Genomic DNA, 17499 nt, shown 5'->3' with positions numbered 1-17499 from the left:
CTGGATTTAGTTTTCTACCTGATTGAATGAGAGGAAGAGACTGAGACAAAAGTATTTTAGCTCAAGTGAAAAACGAACCACTGATCAACATGTTTGATTAGTGGTTCGTTTTTTTTTGTTGTTTTGAAAATAAGTTTCATCTGTTTAGCTCTTTCTAGCAGTTGATTGGAGGGCAAGACGAAGACTCCTGCGGGAAAAGTGGAAGGGGTGAGACCCCGCAGGAGCGCAAGCGACGAGGAGGCTCATTGGCCGCCCGCGGAAAGCGAAGTCTTGCACGGAAATCAACGGCGGTGTAACAAGCGTTCAGCTCATGTATCCTATTTATGCGTCTTTAGATTGAATTAATTTAGTTATATCTCAACTTCTTTTGTGGTATTTTCCTAAATTATATAAAAAAGTATAGTGCTGCTTTTATTTCTAAAAAGGCTGCCGCAAAAAAATAAACAAGTTTTTCCGTGTGCAAGCATACATTTTTAAAAGAACGATAACAAGCAATTGGAGGTATGCTTCATGACTAACTCAAAATCTAAGTCAGAAGAAAATGAGCCGCTAATGTACATTGTCCAGCCAAACGCTACGCAAAACCAGCGTTCTATGCAATATTATTTTAGTTCAAAACAGCAAGACAATAAAGGAATAGAGAAAGAGCATGTGTTAAAAGAAGAGCCCAGCTTTTCTTCTATTCAAGAAGTCAAAGAGCCTGACGTAGAAAAAGTGGAAGAGATTAAGAATGAAAAAAAGGAAGAGCGTTCAATTGTTCCCGTGGATATACCGCAATCAGAGAATAAAAAGCCAAATAAAATGTTTCAGTCTATGACGATTAAAGAAAAAGTTGAATTTCTATGCAGCTTCCCGCCTCATATGTCTCAGCCAATTTGTGAAATTACGTGCCAAAATCAAAAATATATAGGAACAATTTTAGAATTAAAAGAAGGAAGTTTATACGTAAGCGTTCCTCCTAATAAAGAGAAAACAGTATTGACATTTCATGATATTCAAACCATATCTATCGTTAAAATTTAAGTAATTTTAAAAGCTAACAGTGAAGAAGCACGTTAGCTTTTATTTTCATAAGTTTGTGAATGCACGGAGGAATGAAGATGACATGGATTTATCTAACATTATTTGTCTTTGCGACGTTTCGACTTACTCGTCTAATTGTTTTTGATAAAATTACAGCGTTTATTCGTAAACCGTTTCATAAAATCGTAGAAGATCAAGATGAACAAGGAAATACAGTAACTTACCTAGAGATAAAAGGGAAGGGGCTGCAAAGGTGGATTGGAGAACTGCTCAGCTGCTATTGGTGTACAGGCATATGGTGTGCGGTAGGGATTTATTTTAGTTATGTAGCGGTCCCGCACATTGCTATTCCTATTATTACGATCTTAGCTATTGCAGGGTGTGCAGGAATTATAGAATCTTTTATGAAATAAATGGACGAGTTAAAAGACATATTGATCGTCAATATGTCTTTTAATGATTAAGGGAAATTTAGCACAACTTTATTTAAAAAAGGAATACCTTCCTGCCACTCTTCACTATAGAAAAAGCCTTCTAGAATAAATGAAGTTGTATCAGTGGAGAGAGGAATGACTACTTGAAAAGAGTCAAATAGTAATTTGCCTTTGGGCTTTAATACTGTTTGCTTAATGGGTTTAATCCAATATTCACCGTCATTTTGAATTTTTTCGTTCCATTTTGGATGAGCGTAGCGCCATTCTAAAGAAGAAGAGGGGATACTAGAAGCTTCAATATCTTTTTCATCAATGATCTTCCCGCTTAACATAGCAGAAGCAGTAGGCTTCATCTTTAAGCAAAGCACCGGAGAGCGTAAAGTACTGCTCGTTTGATTTTGAATAATTACGTTGCCGAACATCATCAGCTCGCTTTCATCTTGTTCTGGCAGCAGTATGGAATGTTGGAAGAAACAGAGGATATCGCTTTTTTCGAACCTTTCTATGGGTTTTTCTACAATCTTTTCAATTACTTTCTCCACGATTTTTTCTTCAATAACGGGCTGTTTCCTTGAAGCTTTTTCTCGAAACGCTTCGGCAATAATTTTTTGTTCGGAAAGCTCGTTTCTCAGTAGATCCAGTTCTTTTTCTAATTCTTCAATTTCTACTTCTTTTTCAGATGTAGAAAGCGTCTCAGCGTGTTTCTTTTTCCAAAACGATGTATTTTCTTTTTCTCGCTCTAAAGCTCGTTCATAGCTTTTTAGTTGGTTTTGCACGTTTCGAATTTCTGATTTATAGTGTATGAGCTTTTGTTTTAATTGAGTTAGATCATCTTTAGGGGAAGGGGAGTTACGACTCATCTAGTAGTCTCCTTTCCTGCTGAGCTATAAATTAATCTGGTCGTTAGAGCTGCCCATAGCAGTTTTATTTATATGTATGCAGAAAGCGCGTAAAGGATGAAAAAAGAGGAGAAATATTCTCCTCTGGCTTTTTATCTTGTTAATCAAATTCGTGATGGTCGAAGCCTGACTCTACATCGTCTCCATCAAAATCATCGTGATGTGGTCTTCCAGGGAAAATAGCATCACATTGAGGTGGATATTCAATAGGTGAGCAGCTGCTTGTAGAAATGATTTCAGGGCGAGGGTAGCAGAAGCTTCCTTCTACTTCAACTTTAACATCTTTTTCAATTTGAACACTTAGGCATAACATAAGATCAAAGCTTAATTGCTGTAAGTGACAATCTGATAATCTGAGAGAACCGTCAGTTCCTTCAAAAGATTCAAGGTGGACAACAGGTTCTGTTCCTTCCGGGGCGCATAAATAGAATGTTTGATGTATTTTCCAAGGAATAACGCTAGATTCAACCTCATCGTGTTTGTGATGTCCATTCAATTCAATTAACTTAACTCGGTAAAAGCCGCTAATTGATAATTTTACTTCATGAAGAACAACAACTTCTCCATCTGGTAACACAATTTTTTTAGGTCTGCGACCACCGTGCGGCACAAGCTCAATCACGTTATCAAGTGCGTCTTCATCTGAAGGATCTACAGGGTGACCTTCACTATCTGTTAAAACAATTTCCACTTCTACGTCATGGCCTAAATCTTTAAGTGCTTCTTCTTCAAATAATGAAGTGTCGTTCGTAAAGATTTGTGGTAAAACAACTTGACGTCTAACCCAGTCGTACACTTTAGGTACGCGGATACATAATGATTCAAAAAGTTCTGCCATTTTTAAACCTCCTAATTGTAATTGTCCTTCCTTTACGCTTTTTGTTACTAGGTATCGGACTACTATAGTGTATGAATGACCTGCTTTTATGTTCCTTAGTAAAAGCGGAATTTATCGGAATAAATCCTAGTTGGAGCGAGCATAAAAAATGAAGGAAATAATAAACTCAATTACAGCATATTCATGTTAATAAAAAGTGTTATTCATCTTTAACTGATTTTTTAGAAGCTGTGGGTTATTTATAATGGAGGAGTGAAGGGCATGAGCGAGGAAAAAACAAAACAATATATTGCTTCATTGAAGTCGGAGTTGGCTTTTTATAAAGAAGAATATCAAAAATTCAAGCACCAAGAATTTGAATATGAAGATATGAAGGAAGAGTTATTGGAATTACAGCAAAAGCATGAAGAAGAAAAAAAGAAGCTAGAGGAAAAAATAGATTGGCTTAAAGCATGCGTCAATGAACAAAAATCAAAAACCGAACAGTCTATTGTACAGTACAATCATCAAGCTCAAGGGACAATTCAAGAACTGCAAAATCGGCTGCGTGAAGTGACAGAGCAAAAGGGAGGAGAAAGACCGAGAGTGAGGAAACAAAAAAACAGCACGGATTTATTTTTGTCCCTGCAGCGCAAAATGGACAAATAAGATAGAACGTCTTTCTTTAGTCCTGAATATAATGTTATAGATAGGATGCTGTGAAAAGGAGGGAAACATGATGTATTATCATTATAATTATAATCCTAATCAATACCCTCAGCCCCTGCCTTATCATCCACAACCAATGACAAAACAATCGGTGAAGAAAGGGCATGCCATTCCTAAGCCAGTCCAGTACCCTTCTCCAAAACAAGGTGGTTGCGGCTGCGGTTCAAAGTTACCAAAGCGATAAGCAATAGAAGCATTGTCACTCGGACAATGCTTTTTTACATGGAGTGGAGAGAGGTGTAGAGATGCCAGATTTTTTCGATGAATTTGAACGGTTTTTTGAACAGCATATGATGGGAGAACATCGAAAGAGAATGAAAGAAGTAGAAAAAGCAGAAAATCAGATGGAACAGCAAGAAAGGAAACTGCAGCAGAATGTAAAAAGACTTGATGAGAAAGATGCTGAAGATCCGTTTGGACAATGAAATTTAATGTACACAGTTGAAAAGCCCATACAAAATCATTTGAGTGAACATACAGTATAGAGAGTAAAACAGAGGGGGTGTAATATTATGGGCTGCGGATTTGGCTACGGTGGTTGTGGTTACGGTGGTGGCTACGGCGGTGGTTTTGCGTTAATCGTTGTATTATTCATTCTATTAATTATTGTTGGTTGTGTTTGTTTTTACAATTAATCCCTTCTATGAATAAGGCACCGAAAAGTGCGGGTGAAGTTTCACTCGCACTTTATTTTTTTATTAAATGTAAAGGGCACCATCTAGGCACATGGTGCATACGATGAAGTATAAATAAAGGAGGTCATGCAAAGTGGATAATAATATGTTTAAAAATATAGAAAAGAAAACAGGCGTTAATATGAAGGATATTTTTGAACTTGCGAATTCTGTACAAAATGCTAATTTTAAAGATGAGCAAACGGTGCGTAATATTGTGAAGCGAGTAGCACAAATTGCGAATAAGCCAATTTCAAAACAAAAAGAAGAACAAATTGTTAAGGCGATTGCAAACAATAATCAATCCATTGATTTTGCGACCATCGCTAAAATGCTAAATGAGAAAAAATAATTTAATATTTTTATATAAAGCCCTGAGGTGTCAGGGCTTTTTTCCATTTAGGCAATTTCATTTGTTTGAAATGCGTTAGAATCAAGATCAAACAGTTCGGGATGCTGTGCTAAGTAATTAATTTCTTTAATACGATGAGCGATAGGAGGGTGAGTTGAAGTAGCTTGATTCAACCACATAAAAAAACCTTTTTCCTGTGAGTGCGTATGAACAAATTCTTCCTGATTTACTTTTTTATTTAGACAATGACCAACCGCAAGTATAGTGAGTGCTTGAGTGGCAGCTTTTGCATCACCAATCGCAACGGAAGCTATGCGATCACATGTATATTCACAGGCCCTAGAGTAAGCTTTTCCTAAAAAAGGAACCCAAAGAGCAGGTAGAATAAGTGAGTGGTAGAGTGTGTGCTTACGTTTGATATGAACTAATTCGTGGGCAATGATAAAAGAAAGTTCTTTTTCTTGATTATCTTCAATCATTTCAACAATGTCGGAGTATAAAACAACAAAGTGACGTCCAAAAAAACGTGTAGCAAACGCGTTTAATAAGCCGCCTGATTGAACAATATAAATATCGGGCAGCTCTAAATCCAGCTCTGAAGATAAATGTTTTGCCTGATGATAAGTGTGCGGGAACTGCTTCTCTGTCAATCTAACTCCATTATTGCGAATTTGAGCAATAGAGAAACCGTGTAGCATAAATGTAATGAAAAAACCGATTGCAATGTAGAGAATGCCGACGAGTGAAATAATTAAAAACAAATAGGTTAATAAGCTGATAACCATACACAAAATGAAAAAAATCTTTTCATTTTCATGAATAAGCTTTGCGTTCAATAATGGAACCTCCTAAAATATAGTAATGCAGTACATAACGTAGTGTAACGCATCTACTTATGAATATCTACCTCTTAGTGGAATATTTGGTTAATAATAGAGGTTGAAACGTAACGAAATCAATCCAATCTAAAGAGGAGAAAATTGGATACATGAGCTCCTACGGGGTCTCATCCCTTCCGCTTTTCCCCAAAGAGCCCTCCAATCAACAGCTAGAAGCAACTAAATATATTAACTCTACATGTACATGACAATAAAAAGTACGAACGGTTAATCAATAATTTTGATTAACCGTTCGTACTTCAATTTGACTAAAATACTTTTGTCCCAGCCTTTTTTGCTTTATACTTTTTTTATAAAAGACTTCAGAAATCTTGAAGGATAAGCGGTTTTACCTCTTCTAGTTTGCGGAACAGATAAGTAAAGTGAATTCTGTGCACGCGTCATGGCTACATATAAAAGGCGGCGTTCTTCTTGAAGCGGCACATCATCTCCGCCTCGATAAGCTTCGAGTGCATAATCATGAGGCAATCCTCCGTCTACGCTGCTCAGTACGTATACATGCTTATATTCAAGACCCTTTGCTCGGTGAATGGTGGTTAGCTGAATACTTTCATTAAATTGCTTGCTTAAAGCTTTCATCTCTGTGTTCATGGCAATCATATGATCCACATGCTCTAACAGTTCAGGTACGGTTTTGAATTTACGTGCTACAACTTTTAAATCCCGCACGTCATCCGAACCTTTTTCCATCATATTTCCTTCATTTCCGCGTTTTTTGACAAAATCATCGAATCCCATATCCTTAGAAATCGTCTCAAGTGCCAAAGAAGGAGACATTGATTTTAGCGACTTGAATAAAGGAATTACTTTCTTGAGCTTTTTTTGCTGAAACGGTTTTAAATCTTGAAGATATTCAAGCGCATCAATAAATGTACCATCATGAAGAATACTTGCTGCTTTTAAGTCATTGACTGCTGTTTTCTTTAAAAAGAGTGCGTTCACTAAATCTTGTAGCGAACTTGCGTCATTTGGATTCACGCTCAAGCGTAGAAATGAAAGTAAACTTCGAACCATTCTTCTTTTATAAAACGAATCCGCATCTTGTTCGATTGAAAATGGCAGGTTTGACTGCGATAAACGTTCAAAGATGGCGCGTGAAGAAGCGTGAGTTCGGTACAAGACCGCGAAGTCAGTTGGAGAAGCTCCTTGCTTAATCTTTTCTTTCATATCCGTTACAATCATTGTTGCTTCTTCTTCTTCGTCGTATGGAAAGAAGAAGGTAGGTCTTAACTCATTATCAAACTGGGCAGCCATTTCTTTTTGTCGGCGCGCTGTATTTCGTGCAATCACTTTATTAGCGGAAGAAACGATGGCGTGAGCTGAACGATAATTTTGGTTTAACGTAATAACAGTTGTATGAGCAAAATCTTTTTCAAAGTTTAAGATGAACGAAGGGTCGCTTCCGCGGAAAGCGTAAATTGATTGATCATCATCTCCTACGACACACAAGTTTTTAGAGTCTTCACTTAGCATTTTCATAATTTTATATTGAACTTTATTGATATCTTGAAATTCGTCAATTAAAAAATAGCGAAATCTTTTTTGATAACGAGTTAGCAAATCGGGATTTTGTTTTAGCATTTCATAACATCCATACAGCATGTCATCAAAATCGAATAGCTGTTTTTGCTTTTTGACTTCTTCATAGCGACGATATAAAAAGTGCACATCTTGTTCCCATTTGTCTTTTGGGCGAACATCTTTCACGCCAACAAGCGTGTTTTTCCAATAGCCGATTTGCTGAAGTGCCTGATCAAACGGGAAATCTTTTTCATCCACGTGGAGCTCTCTTGCTGCTTCTTTCACGATCTGTTCTTTTTGCCAATCCCATTTCAGCAGGCGATCCATTTGCCACGCTTGAGGATTGTGATGAACAATCATACGTAAGAAAATGCTGTGAAAAGTTCCAACTAGCATTTGACGAAGATGTAAGCCGGACATCTTTGGATATGTAGCCAATCGTTCTTTCATTTCTTTAGCTGATTTAGCCGTGAAAGTCACCAGCATAATGGATTTTGGATCAATTTGTTTTTCTTGTATCATATATGCGGTGCGAGCTGTTAATACACGCGTTTTTCCGCTTCCTGCACCGGCTAGAATAAGAAGAGGTCCTTCTGAATGTGTAACAGCTTTCCATTGGTTCGAATCTAATTCAATACCGCTCTCTTTAAATTCATTTAAATAAGTAGAGTCAGAGTGTTTAGGAACAGGTGGTTTTGAGCGAAAAGCAGGAACACTTGAAAAAGGCGCGGAAGACCTCCATGTCGCTTTCTCTTTTACAGTTGAATTTTTCTCACCAATAGCTCGTCCTTTAGGAATACGAAATCCATTGGTTTCTCTGTATTCAGCCGGAGTTTCTTTTATTTGTTGTACAGCTGTTGTTTCTGATAGTGTGTCTGAACACTCTTCTCTTTCATGAGGAACTTGAGCATGATAAAAGTAAGGAGAATGTTCAATCCCCAGATATAATTTAACTGGTTCTCCGCAGTGAGCACATGTTATTTCTCCTCGGAGACTAGCTTCATATAAATATTGAAATCGGTCTCTAGCCGTTATAGCAAGATTAAGTATCTGTTTTTGATAAAGTGCACGTTGCAAAAAACATGGCCTCCTTTGTAAAACATGAACAATCAATAGTAAATAAGAGGGAGTTAAAGCAAGAAGCCGCTCTTGTTCTACATCGATATAGATGTGTATATACGCACAGTTTTTATTCTATAATCAAAGTCTATCATATCAAAATCATCTTTTTTTAAAAAGAGTACGGATATTTTTGGAGGGATACGATATAAAAAAGGGTATATATTGAGTAAGAGATCACATATGTTCAAAAAAAGGAGGTATAGATACAAAGTGCTATCTGTTTTGAACAAGTCTAGAAGAGGGCGTAAGTGAGCTGTTTCAATGTCGATACTTCTTGCGAAAAATACTGAGGTCTGGGAGTAGAAGGTATCTTGAAAAAGAGGAGGGTTCATATGGGATATATACTGCCCGTCACGCCTTATCAGTCTATTCAATATGCAAATCGCCTTCAAAAAAATAATGCTTCTTTTTCAAATCGTATTTGGCCTGTCCAGAAAAAAAGCTTTGACGAAGAGTTTGAATCGCGTTCTCACTCATTGGAATTGACGCCAAGTTCAGTACAAAAGCGAAAAAAGCTTCAAGCAGCAGAGCGTGTATACAGCAAGCTAACAAATAAGGGCCTAGTGATTAATACACGGGTATAATAGAAAAAATCGTGAACGCAGCAGAATGAATGCGCTCACGATTTTTAACAAAGTAATGAACAAGTAAAAAACACCTTAGTAAGATTCAATAAAAAGTGTACGGCCCTGCTGCCATTCAGCATAAAGCACCTGTTTATAATCGGTAAATCCCTGTTTTTTTAATTGTTTCTTTAGCCAGTCTTCATCAAAGCCTGACTGAATTAAGTTTTTCAAAAGCAAACGTCCATCACTGACGAAGGCGATAGATAAAACAGGTTCAGAAGGAGGCAGCTGCATATTGCTTCTTGTTGGCTTAGCATAATCAGATTTTGGCAATACGCTTAGCGAGCCATCTGTTTCTAAAATCGCATATTCAACTTCACGAATGGAAAATATGTCTTTTGAACGCAGCATATGAAGAAGCTGATCGATATCTAATCGATTTTTGCTAAGTTCTTTGTACGAAATTTTCCCTTTTCGAATAATAATAGATGGCCGTCCTTCTAAAAACAAGCGCAGGCGAATATTTTTTTGAGTAATAACTTCGGTGACATAAATAAGCGCTCCCCAAAAGATAACAGCAAATAAAATTTTGCCTATGCCTACTTCTGAGTCATATAACGCATTTCCTACTAACTCTCCTAATACAAGAGCAGAGATAAAATCAAAAGTGGTAAGCTGAGTGATCGTCGCTCTGCCTAAAAATTTAGTTAAGATAAACAAGCAGATAAATCCGATAAAGAGTTCTAGTGCAATTCCGATAAGTTCATCCATATTTTCACCTAATTCACATGATTAGGTATTAGTATAAGCAAAGCAAAGGTTCTTATCCTTTAAAAAAGCAAAAACACCAGGTTCAATTCCTAGTGTTTTTTACTTAGTTTCTTTACCATCTCTACATGTGGAATTCCAGCATCCATAAATTCACCTGAAACCGTTACGTAGCCTAGCTTTTTATAAAATCCTTCCGCATGCGTTTGAGCATGCAGCTTAATCTTTTCAATCTCATGCTCTGCTGCGATCTCTTCTAGCTTATCCATCAAAAGCTTTCCTACACCGTCTTTTCGATAAGAAGAAAGAACGCAGATTCGTTCGGCTTTTCCATAGTCCTCTACCATACGGAAGCGTCCTGCCCCAATTGGTGCATTTCCTTTGTATACAACTAAATGCAGGGCTTCGGAATCGTATTCATCGATTTCTTGCTCTACATCAACCTGCTGTTCTTCTACAAATACTTTTTGACGTACGAAGTAAGCATCAGAAGGATCTTGTTTGTTCGTTAGTACTTTGATGTTCACGTATCTTATCCCTTTCCAAGACGAAATGTTTCAAACACAGTCCATGTTTCATTTTCAAGCTGGTACATTAAATGAAAGCGATCAACTGTTTCTTCATGAGCGACATCTACAAGCTTCAACTGGCTATACACATCTAAGTGCTCATCATCTGAAAGTCGTTGACCAATTGTAATATGTGGAATAAATGAATACTCAGTTGGTTGTTCGAGATTGCCTTCATGAAGTTTATTGTAAAGTGACGTCAGTTCTGGCTTTTGTTCCACTTTTAAGTAAATAACGTTATTGGCTGGTGAAAATGAGCTTACTTTCGTTACATTTAATGTAAATGGATTTGTTTCTTCGGCAATTTTACGCAAATTAGCCGCAATTTCGTCAATTTGGTCTTCTGTAGCTTCAAAGACTTCTTTTAATGTAAGATGAGGCGGAATTAATGAATAGTGAGAATCATAGCGCTTTCGATAAGAATTCGCTACATCTTGCAATTTTTTAGATGGAAAAAGTACAACGCCAAATTTCATAAAAAATCCCTCCAAAGTAAGATCATAAAATATGTATAAAGCGAGCTTATTATAACAAATTTTCAAAAAATATGATATCTTTCTACTTCAACATATATTGAAGCGACCGCTTTACGTCTTTTTGCCAGTATTTCCACGTATGATTTCCATTAAATTCTTCGTAGAAAACAGAATATCCACGCTGCTTCATTTGTTCGTGCAACAGGCGGTTAGGCTCAATAAAGTTCAATATACCGTCTTGTGTTGTTTTGACATCCGTTTCTTCCGTTCCAATAACATGATACAAATCCAGAAGTGAAGGAGAAGCAAATGAGTTGACCGTTTGTAATACAGCATCGTTCACGAAAGGAGAATGCATAATTACTTTCCCGAACGTGTGAGGATACGCAATGGCCGTCAGCAGTGAAACTGTAGCAGCAAGCGAATCACCAATTAGAACACGCGATTTTCCCATTTGATATGTAGGATATGTTTTATCCAAAAATGGCACAAGTTCATGTGCTAAAAAGCGAATGTAAGCATCTACCTGCTTTCCTTCTGGATGATACTTATCGCGTCTGTCTTCCACGCTTTTATATGGAATTCCAACAAAAATAGTACGATCGATTTCTGACTCGTTCATTAAATCATCGATTAAACGAGGTGTACGTCCGTACATAACATAATCTTTTCCGTCTTGGGCGATAAGTAGAGAATACTTATAGAGCGTAGAATAGTTTGACGGCAAATAGACTAGTAACGTGACATCTTCTTGCAGAGCGTCACTATAAAAAGAAATTTCTTCTAACTTCCGCTTACTTTCTGACATGAATAATCGACTCCTATGCATTTGAATGAAAGCGTTACCTTTATTGTAACACATTTTCTAAAAATCGTTCTTTATTTTATTGTAACGAATTTTTTAGCGAATGACGAGAAAGAGGCATGCGTTGCTAAAAAAAGAGGTTGGGACGTAACGAAATGAATTTCATCCAAACATGAACAATCTGGATATATAATCTGGGCAGCTTGCTCGGCCGCAGTTGATTTCCGTGCAAGACTCCGCTTTCCGCGGGCGGCCGGTGAGCCTCCTCGTCGCTTGTGCTCCTGCGGGGTCTCACCTGTTCCGCTGTTTCCGCAGGAGTCTTCGACTTGCCCTCCAATCAACTGCTAGAAGGAATGAAACAGATAAAACCTGCGTCCACTTTAACAAAAAAAAACGAATCATCAATCAAACAGTTTGATTGATGATTCGTTTTTTTGTTAATCTAATTTTTTCATCTTTTTAAACATATCTTTTTCTGCTTGAGTGGCTTTTTCTAGCGGTTTTTTCGTATATTCCTCTTCTTTTTCATCAATCGAAACCAATTCTGTGTCATTTTTTACATAACTTCGGATATTGCGAGCACCGAAATAGCCGTTTACATCTTTCAAAATAGGCTTGTTTTCTTTTTGATCATAAAGAGTATATGAATTCTCTTCTTTAACGATAGCATAGTGATTTCCTGCGAGCAGAGCCACTGCTTCTTTTTCGCTTTTTCCAAAAGTAGACATGAGAAACAGAACGATTAAGATGATAAAGAAAAGGGCTGTTGCGCCAATGAAAAATAATAATAAGCCTCTGCTAAATTTACTTTGTTTTTCTTCCACAGTAGACAAACCTCCTGATTCGATAATTTTATTATAGCAAGTAAATGTAATGAGCGCCTAAAGAGATATGTGACGAGTTTATGAACTCAGGCGGATGAACAAAAAAGGTTTTTAGCGGCTCTCATCGAATTTAGTATAAAGAGAGACAACAACTTGAAAAGGAGAGAGAGACATGACAGCGAAAAAAATCCCAACGAGCAAAGAAGTAGCAAAGGCAACATTTAATTTGCTGGAAGAGCGTGGCGTAACAGTTTTGGATATTGCTGAAATTGTGTATGATTTACAGCTTCCTTATCATCCAGCTCTAACCATTCAGGAATGCGCTGAAAGCGTAGAGAGAGTACTGCAAAAGCGAGAAATTCAGCATGCCCTTCTAGTTGGAATCGAACTTGATAAGTTAGCTGAGCAAAATAAATTATCAGAACCTCTTCAAAGTATTGTAGAACAAGACGAAGGGTTGTTTGGCGTTGACGAAACGATTGCTTTAGGTGCCGTTTTAACCTATGGCAGTATCGCTGTTACGACCTTTGGCTATTTAGATAAAGTAAAAGTAGGTATTATTGAAAAGCTGGACTGTAAAAAAGAAAAAGGAGTTAATACCTTTTTAGATGATTTGGTAGCGAGCGTAGCTTCTAGTGCGGCAAGTCGTTTGGCTCACCGTCAGCGTGATGAACAAGAACAGCTGCAAGAAGGCAATCCGGCTACGTAATAAACTTCTTTTAGTATGTATATAAGCTGCGTAAATTAACGCGTTAAAATGATTTAGTCTTTTATTTGAATAACGGAGGCTAGGCACGTAGGAGATACGTGCCTAGCCTCCGTTAATGGAACGATTTATGGCTGTAGTGAAGTAGTCATAAGATAGCTTAAGTTTTCCAGTCCAAGACTTTCATAAAAAGCACGTGCTTTTTCGTTAAATGCCCATACGGTAAGCTGGAGGTCATTTGCTCCTTTTTGTACAGCCCACTGTTTCGTAGCAGAAAAAAGACCTTTTCCTACCCCATAATTTTGAAAGCCTTTTTTTACACCAAAATATTGGATGTATGCTGTGTAGGAAAGCGGAGCTAACGTGGTGGGAGGGTTATATTTTAATTCAACAACAGACGCTCCAATAATTTGATTTCGATATTGAGCTACAAGAATATCAATGGTTGCATAATAAAGGGTAGCTTGATATTGTTCAGGAGATAAAACAGCCATTTGGTTATCAAACATAGAAGGAAGCGCATTTGCGTGGAGTTCTAGTGATTCTCCTAATATTTTATTTACTTCTGTATAATCATCTAGTTTTGCAGTGCGATAGATAATATCCATACACACTTCACCTACTTTTTAAAAGTTGTGCTTTATCATATGTAGCAACTTAGAAAATGTTAAATGAGAATGAAAACCTGAAAATTTTAAGTGAAGAACCGCACTAAACAGAGCATATATTTTATGCTCTGTTTGATGTTGTAGTTGAAGAATATATAAGGGCGAAACATTAAATTCTAGTTTCAGCAATAGCATCGCGTACTTTTTCAAGCGAATGTTTAGAGGTGTCTTTATTCGCAATCATTACATTAACATACAAAGCATCAATGAGGCTTAGCTGTCCAATTCTCGAGGCGAGAGCTTCAGATCGATATTCGGTTTCTTCTGAACTTGTATAAAGAGAAACGTCAACGTTTTGACTTAATGGAGATTTAGGAAAACCCGTGATCCCGATCGTTTTGGCACCGTTCGCTTTTGCTGTATTTAAAATGTTCATCGTGTCTTTATTTGTTCCCGAATGAGAAATCACTACCGCTACATCTTGTTTCGTCAATTGAGAAGCGGACATAAGCTGGAAATGGGAATCGATAAATGCAAACGTTTTAATTCCTGTTCGCACAAATTTATGAAAAGCATCCATAGCCACGACTGAAGAGCCTCCCGTGCCATAAAATTGAACTTTATCGGCCTTCATTAAAAGTTTGACGGCTTTTTCAATAGCATTGCCCTCTAGTATTTGTAATGTATTCTCAAGCGTTCGCACGTTGGAGCGAAAGATTTTTTCAGCGATCGTTTTTTCATTATCCGTTTCAGCAATTTCCTCGTGAATCTGCTGAATAGGCGTCATAATTTCAGCAGCCAGCGCTATTTTCATCGCCTGATAGCCCTTGAAGCCAATTCGTTTACAAAAGCGAAAGACTGTTGCATCAGCTACATTTAAATCGTCTGCTACTTCGTTAATGGTACTGTGAATAATTTGTTCCGGCTGTTCTAAAATATAATTTGCAATTTTTTTCTCTTTTTCACTGAATCTAGCATAGTGAGAACGAATTTTTCCTAAACAATTTTGCGTCATAACTGATGTTCCTTTCCACGAATTTAGTAGTAAAAAGAGTATAGCACAAAAATATGTGTGAAAAAAATTTTCTTGTAAACGATTGCAAAATGAAAAATAATTCGTATAATGGAGGTAATGTGAAATTTTTTTTCAAAGGGAGTTTATAAAATGAAAATTGGATTAATCGGTTTAGGAAAAATGGGATATAATTTATCATTAAATTTAATGGACAATCATCATGAAGTTGTAGCTTATGATGTGAATAAAGAAGCGGTAGAAAAACTTTCAAATGAAGGAGCAGCTGGTGCCTTTACTATTGAAGAGCTAGTCAACGAACTTCCCCCTTCACCTAAAGTTGTATGGGTTATGGTTCCGGCTGGAGAAGTAACGGAAAATGTGATTACAGAACTAAAAGACCTTCTGTCAGAAGGAGATATTGTAATAGATGGAGGAAACTCTAATTATAAAGAATCTGTTCGACGTGCTCAGGATCTTCAGGAAAAAGGTATTTACTTCTTTGATGTAGGGACAAGCGGCGGAATGGAAGGTGCAAGAAACGGAGCGTGTACAATGATTGGCGGAGATGCAGAAGCATTCCGTACAATTGAACCAATTTTTAGTGGTATTTGCGTAGAAAATGGATTTATGTACGCAGGCAAAAGCGGAAGCGGTCACTTTTTAAAAATGGTTCATAATGGTGTAGAATATGGAATGATGCAATCCATTGCTGAAGGATTTGAAGTTCTGGAAAAAAGTCAGTTTGATTTCGACTATGAAGCCGTAGCGCGCGTTTGGAATAACGGATCTGTCGTTCGCTCTTGGTTAATGGAACTAACGGAAAATGCGTTTTCAAAAGATCCTAAACTAGATAGTATTAAAGGAGTCATGCAGTCTTCTGGTGAAGGGAAATGGACCGTAGAGACTGCCCTTGATCTTCAAACGGCAACTCCTGTTATTGCTTTATCGCTAATGATGCGCTATCGTTCATTAGAGGAAGATACATTTACAGGAAAAGTTGTAGCAGCACTTCGAAATGAATTCGGCGGTCACGGTGTTGTAAATAAGTAAAGTAGTAAAGTAGGGGGACAGCAGCATGAGCAAAAAATATGCAATAGGTGTAGATATCGGAACAACGAGTACAAAGTCTGTATTATTTTCAGTAGACGGTACAGTCATTGCTAACCATGGGATTGAGTATCCACTATACTCGCCTACGCCCGCGATGGCTGAGCAAGATCCTGAAGAAATTTTTCAAGCAGTTGTACGTACCATTCAAACGGTTGTAAAAACAAGCGATGTAAAACCTGAGGATATTTTATGCGTTTCATTCAGCTCAGCTATGCACAGTGTTATTGCCGTTGATCAGCAGGGAAAGCCGCTGACAAAATGTATTACGTGGGCCGATAATAGAAGTGCAGAATGGACGGAAAAAATTAAAAATGAATACAACGGCCATGAGATTTATTTACGTACAGGCACGCCTATTCACCCGATGTCGCCACTTTCCAAGCTAACATGGCTTTCTAATGAACAGCCTGAATTAGTGAAGGGAACACATAAGTTTATTTCAATTAAAGAATATGTATTCTTTAAGTTGTTTAACGAATATGTGATCGACTATTCGATTGCATCAGCAACAGGTTTATTTAATCTGAAAAATCTTGCGTGGGATGAAGAAGCATTAAAAGTAGCAGGTGTGACGACAGATCAGCTATCCACTCCTGTTTCAACTATGCATCAAGTGAAAGGGCTAAACACAGAGCTTGCAGTTGAGATGCACTTACTGCCGGATACGCCCTTTATTGTAGGTGCAAGCGATGGCGTATTATCAAACTTAGGTGTAAATGCGATTGAACCAGGCGTTGTTGCAGTAACAATTGGGACAAGCGGAGCTATTCGAGCAGTCACTGACAAGCCAGTAGTCGATCCTAAAGGTCGTATTTTCTGTTATGCGTTGACAGAAGACCACTGGGTAATTGGCGGCCCTGTAAATAACGGAGGCATGATTTTTAGATGGGCTCGTGATCAATTTGGAGCGTCGGAAGTCGAAACAGCTAAACGTCTTGGAAAAGATCCATATGAAGTATTAACGGATATTGCGGCTTTAGTGAAACCTGGAGCAGACGGCTTATTGTTTCATCCATACCTGTCAGGAGAGCGTGCGCCGCTTTGGGATGCAAATGCTAAAGGTTCGTTCTTTGGCCTAGGTTTGCATCATAAAAAAGAACATATGATTCGCGCCGTATTAGAAGGCGTTATTTTTAACTTGTATACGGTATTATTGGCACTTGAAGAGTTAATTGGAGAACCTACGAAAATTCAGGCAACAGGCGGATTTGCACGTTCCGCACTTTGGCGCCAAATGATGGCAGATATTTTTAACCAAGAAGTATCCGTGCCGGAAAGCTTTGAAAGTTCATGTCTAGGAGCAGTTATTCTTGGCTTATATAGCCTTGGCGAAGTCGACTCATTAAACGTTGTTTCCGATATGGTTGGAGCGACTAATCATCATTATCCAATCAAAGAAAACAGTGAAGTATATAAAGAGTTAACGACTATCTATATTCGTTTGGCTCGTTTATTTAAAGAAGAATACGAAAGCATTACGGCTTTTCAAAAAAAATACGTACATTAAGTTCAAAAATCATCGCTTGAAGCTTTCAGGCGATGATTTTTTGTGTGTTAGGTTATCTAACAACCAAAAGAGTTA

Annotated in this window: 24 protein-coding genes; 12 read left to right on the top strand and 12 right to left on the bottom strand. The window is 37.6% G+C overall.

What is annotated here, in order from left to right; all coding sequences use genetic code 11:
* Positions 1 to 161 precede the first annotated feature (161 nt).
* The 3 genes from ACXAE4_RS24115 to ACXAE4_RS24105 all read left to right on the top strand — a co-directional run bounded on the left by ACXAE4_RS24115 (position 162) and on the right by ACXAE4_RS24105 (position 1436).
* Entirely contained in the window at positions 162 to 296 is a 135-nt protein-coding gene (locus ACXAE4_RS24115) for a hypothetical protein (protein ID WP_255256918.1), read from the top strand.
* Between the two features lie 214 nt (positions 297 to 510).
* Entirely contained in the window at positions 511 to 1023 is a 513-nt protein-coding gene (locus tag ACXAE4_RS24110) for a CotO family spore coat protein (protein WP_033578056.1), read from the top strand.
* 77 nt (positions 1024 to 1100) lie between these two features.
* Entirely contained in the window at positions 1101 to 1436 is a 336-nt protein-coding gene (locus ACXAE4_RS24105) for a DUF1360 domain-containing protein (RefSeq protein ID WP_034327373.1), read from the top strand.
* A 47-nt stretch (positions 1437 to 1483) separates the two neighbouring features.
* Here the strand turns inward: ACXAE4_RS24105 and ACXAE4_RS24100 are convergent, their stop codons facing one another.
* Complete coding sequence (locus tag ACXAE4_RS24100; RefSeq protein WP_028412345.1) at positions 1484 to 2317, bottom strand: hypothetical protein; 834 nt, start codon at positions 2315 to 2317, stop codon at positions 1484 to 1486.
* Between the two features lie 139 nt (positions 2318 to 2456).
* Entirely contained in the window at positions 2457 to 3194 is a 738-nt protein-coding gene (locus ACXAE4_RS24095) for a BMQ_0737 family morphogenetic spore coat protein (RefSeq protein ID WP_028412344.1), read from the bottom strand.
* A 261-nt stretch (positions 3195 to 3455) separates the two neighbouring features.
* On the opposite strand from ACXAE4_RS24095, the gene ACXAE4_RS24090 reads away from it, so the two are divergent.
* The 5 genes from ACXAE4_RS24090 (at position 3456) to spoVIF (ending at position 4928) form a co-directional block, all read left to right on the top strand.
* The gene (locus ACXAE4_RS24090; protein WP_028412343.1) at positions 3456 to 3842 is read left to right on the top strand and encodes a hypothetical protein; all 387 of its coding nucleotides are present in this window, start codon (positions 3456 to 3458) and stop codon (positions 3840 to 3842) included.
* 67 nt (positions 3843 to 3909) lie between these two features.
* Positions 3910 to 4086, top strand: coding sequence for a hypothetical protein (locus ACXAE4_RS24085; RefSeq protein ID WP_167387307.1), 177 nt, complete (start codon positions 3910 to 3912; stop codon positions 4084 to 4086).
* Positions 4087 to 4147: 61 nt separating this feature from the next.
* A complete protein-coding gene (locus ACXAE4_RS24080; RefSeq protein ID WP_289578716.1) occupies positions 4148 to 4327 on the top strand; it encodes a hypothetical protein in 180 nt (59 codons plus the stop codon).
* A gap of 87 nt (positions 4328 to 4414) precedes the next feature.
* Positions 4415 to 4537 (top strand): YjcZ family sporulation protein, encoded by a 123-nt coding sequence (locus ACXAE4_RS24075; RefSeq protein ID WP_013055448.1) that lies wholly within the window; start codon positions 4415 to 4417, stop codon positions 4535 to 4537.
* Positions 4538 to 4670: 133 nt separating this feature from the next.
* Complete coding sequence (gene spoVIF, locus ACXAE4_RS24070) at positions 4671 to 4928, top strand: sporulation-specific transcription regulator SpoVIF (RefSeq protein ID WP_013055449.1); 258 nt, start codon at positions 4671 to 4673, stop codon at positions 4926 to 4928.
* A 47-nt stretch (positions 4929 to 4975) separates the two neighbouring features.
* Here the strand turns inward: spoVIF and ACXAE4_RS24065 are convergent, their stop codons facing one another.
* The gene (locus tag ACXAE4_RS24065; RefSeq protein ID WP_028412342.1) at positions 4976 to 5764 is read right to left on the bottom strand and encodes a M48 family metallopeptidase; all 789 of its coding nucleotides are present in this window, start codon (positions 5762 to 5764) and stop codon (positions 4976 to 4978) included.
* A 342-nt stretch (positions 5765 to 6106) separates the two neighbouring features.
* On the bottom strand, positions 6107 to 8425 hold the full coding sequence (locus ACXAE4_RS24060; protein ID WP_098113530.1) for an ATP-dependent helicase: 2319 nt from the start codon (positions 8423 to 8425) through the stop codon (positions 6107 to 6109).
* A 377-nt stretch (positions 8426 to 8802) separates the two neighbouring features.
* On the opposite strand from ACXAE4_RS24060, the gene ACXAE4_RS24055 reads away from it, so the two are divergent.
* Positions 8803 to 9054, top strand: coding sequence for a hypothetical protein (locus tag ACXAE4_RS24055; RefSeq protein WP_033578061.1), 252 nt, complete (start codon positions 8803 to 8805; stop codon positions 9052 to 9054).
* A 75-nt stretch (positions 9055 to 9129) separates the two neighbouring features.
* Here ACXAE4_RS24055 and ACXAE4_RS24050 read toward each other — a convergent pair whose 3' ends face one another.
* From ACXAE4_RS24050 to ACXAE4_RS24025, 6 genes are all read right to left on the bottom strand, one after another.
* Positions 9130 to 9807 carry a DUF421 domain-containing protein gene (locus ACXAE4_RS24050; RefSeq protein ID WP_475237072.1) on the bottom strand — a complete coding sequence of 226 codons (678 nt, stop codon included), beginning with the start codon at positions 9805 to 9807 and terminating at the stop codon, positions 9130 to 9132.
* Between the two features lie 89 nt (positions 9808 to 9896).
* Entirely contained in the window at positions 9897 to 10331 is a 435-nt protein-coding gene (locus tag ACXAE4_RS24045) for a GNAT family N-acetyltransferase (protein WP_028412338.1), read from the bottom strand.
* A 5-nt stretch (positions 10332 to 10336) separates the two neighbouring features.
* Positions 10337 to 10849, bottom strand: coding sequence for a YjcG family protein (locus ACXAE4_RS24040; protein WP_013055455.1), 513 nt, complete (start codon positions 10847 to 10849; stop codon positions 10337 to 10339).
* 82 nt (positions 10850 to 10931) lie between these two features.
* Entirely contained in the window at positions 10932 to 11657 is a 726-nt protein-coding gene (locus ACXAE4_RS24035) for an alpha/beta hydrolase (RefSeq protein ID WP_028412337.1), read from the bottom strand.
* A 71-nt stretch (positions 11658 to 11728) separates the two neighbouring features.
* Entirely contained in the window at positions 11729 to 11995 is a 267-nt protein-coding gene (locus ACXAE4_RS24030) for a hypothetical protein (RefSeq protein WP_099000632.1), read from the bottom strand.
* Positions 11996 to 12091: 96 nt separating this feature from the next.
* Positions 12092 to 12478, bottom strand: coding sequence for a hypothetical protein (locus tag ACXAE4_RS24025; protein WP_028412336.1), 387 nt, complete (start codon positions 12476 to 12478; stop codon positions 12092 to 12094).
* Between the two features lie 172 nt (positions 12479 to 12650).
* Here ACXAE4_RS24025 and ACXAE4_RS24020 point away from each other — a divergent pair, with 172 nt between their 5' ends.
* Positions 12651 to 13187: a phosphatidylglycerophosphatase A family protein gene (locus ACXAE4_RS24020; protein ID WP_028412335.1), complete on the top strand. Its 537-nt coding sequence runs from the start codon at positions 12651 to 12653 to the stop codon at positions 13185 to 13187.
* 125 nt (positions 13188 to 13312) lie between these two features.
* Here the strand turns inward: ACXAE4_RS24020 and ACXAE4_RS24015 are convergent, their stop codons facing one another.
* A complete protein-coding gene (locus ACXAE4_RS24015; protein WP_028412334.1) occupies positions 13313 to 13792 on the bottom strand; it encodes a GNAT family N-acetyltransferase in 480 nt (159 codons plus the stop codon).
* Between the two features lie 169 nt (positions 13793 to 13961).
* On the bottom strand, positions 13962 to 14807 hold the full coding sequence (locus tag ACXAE4_RS24010; RefSeq protein WP_014461544.1) for a MurR/RpiR family transcriptional regulator: 846 nt from the start codon (positions 14805 to 14807) through the stop codon (positions 13962 to 13964).
* A gap of 150 nt (positions 14808 to 14957) precedes the next feature.
* On the opposite strand from ACXAE4_RS24010, the gene gnd reads away from it, so the two are divergent.
* A complete protein-coding gene (gene gnd / locus ACXAE4_RS24005; RefSeq protein ID WP_099000221.1) occupies positions 14958 to 15857 on the top strand; it encodes a phosphogluconate dehydrogenase (NAD(+)-dependent, decarboxylating) in 900 nt (299 codons plus the stop codon).
* 25 nt (positions 15858 to 15882) lie between these two features.
* Positions 15883 to 17424: a gluconokinase gene (gntK, locus tag ACXAE4_RS24000; protein WP_028412332.1), complete on the top strand. Its 1542-nt coding sequence runs from the start codon at positions 15883 to 15885 to the stop codon at positions 17422 to 17424.
* Positions 17425 to 17499: the final 75 nt, after the last annotated feature.

It is taken from the genome of Priestia sp. ABM2_011, assembly GCF_056158845.1.
This window is presented reverse-complemented; position numbering and strand designations above follow the sequence as displayed.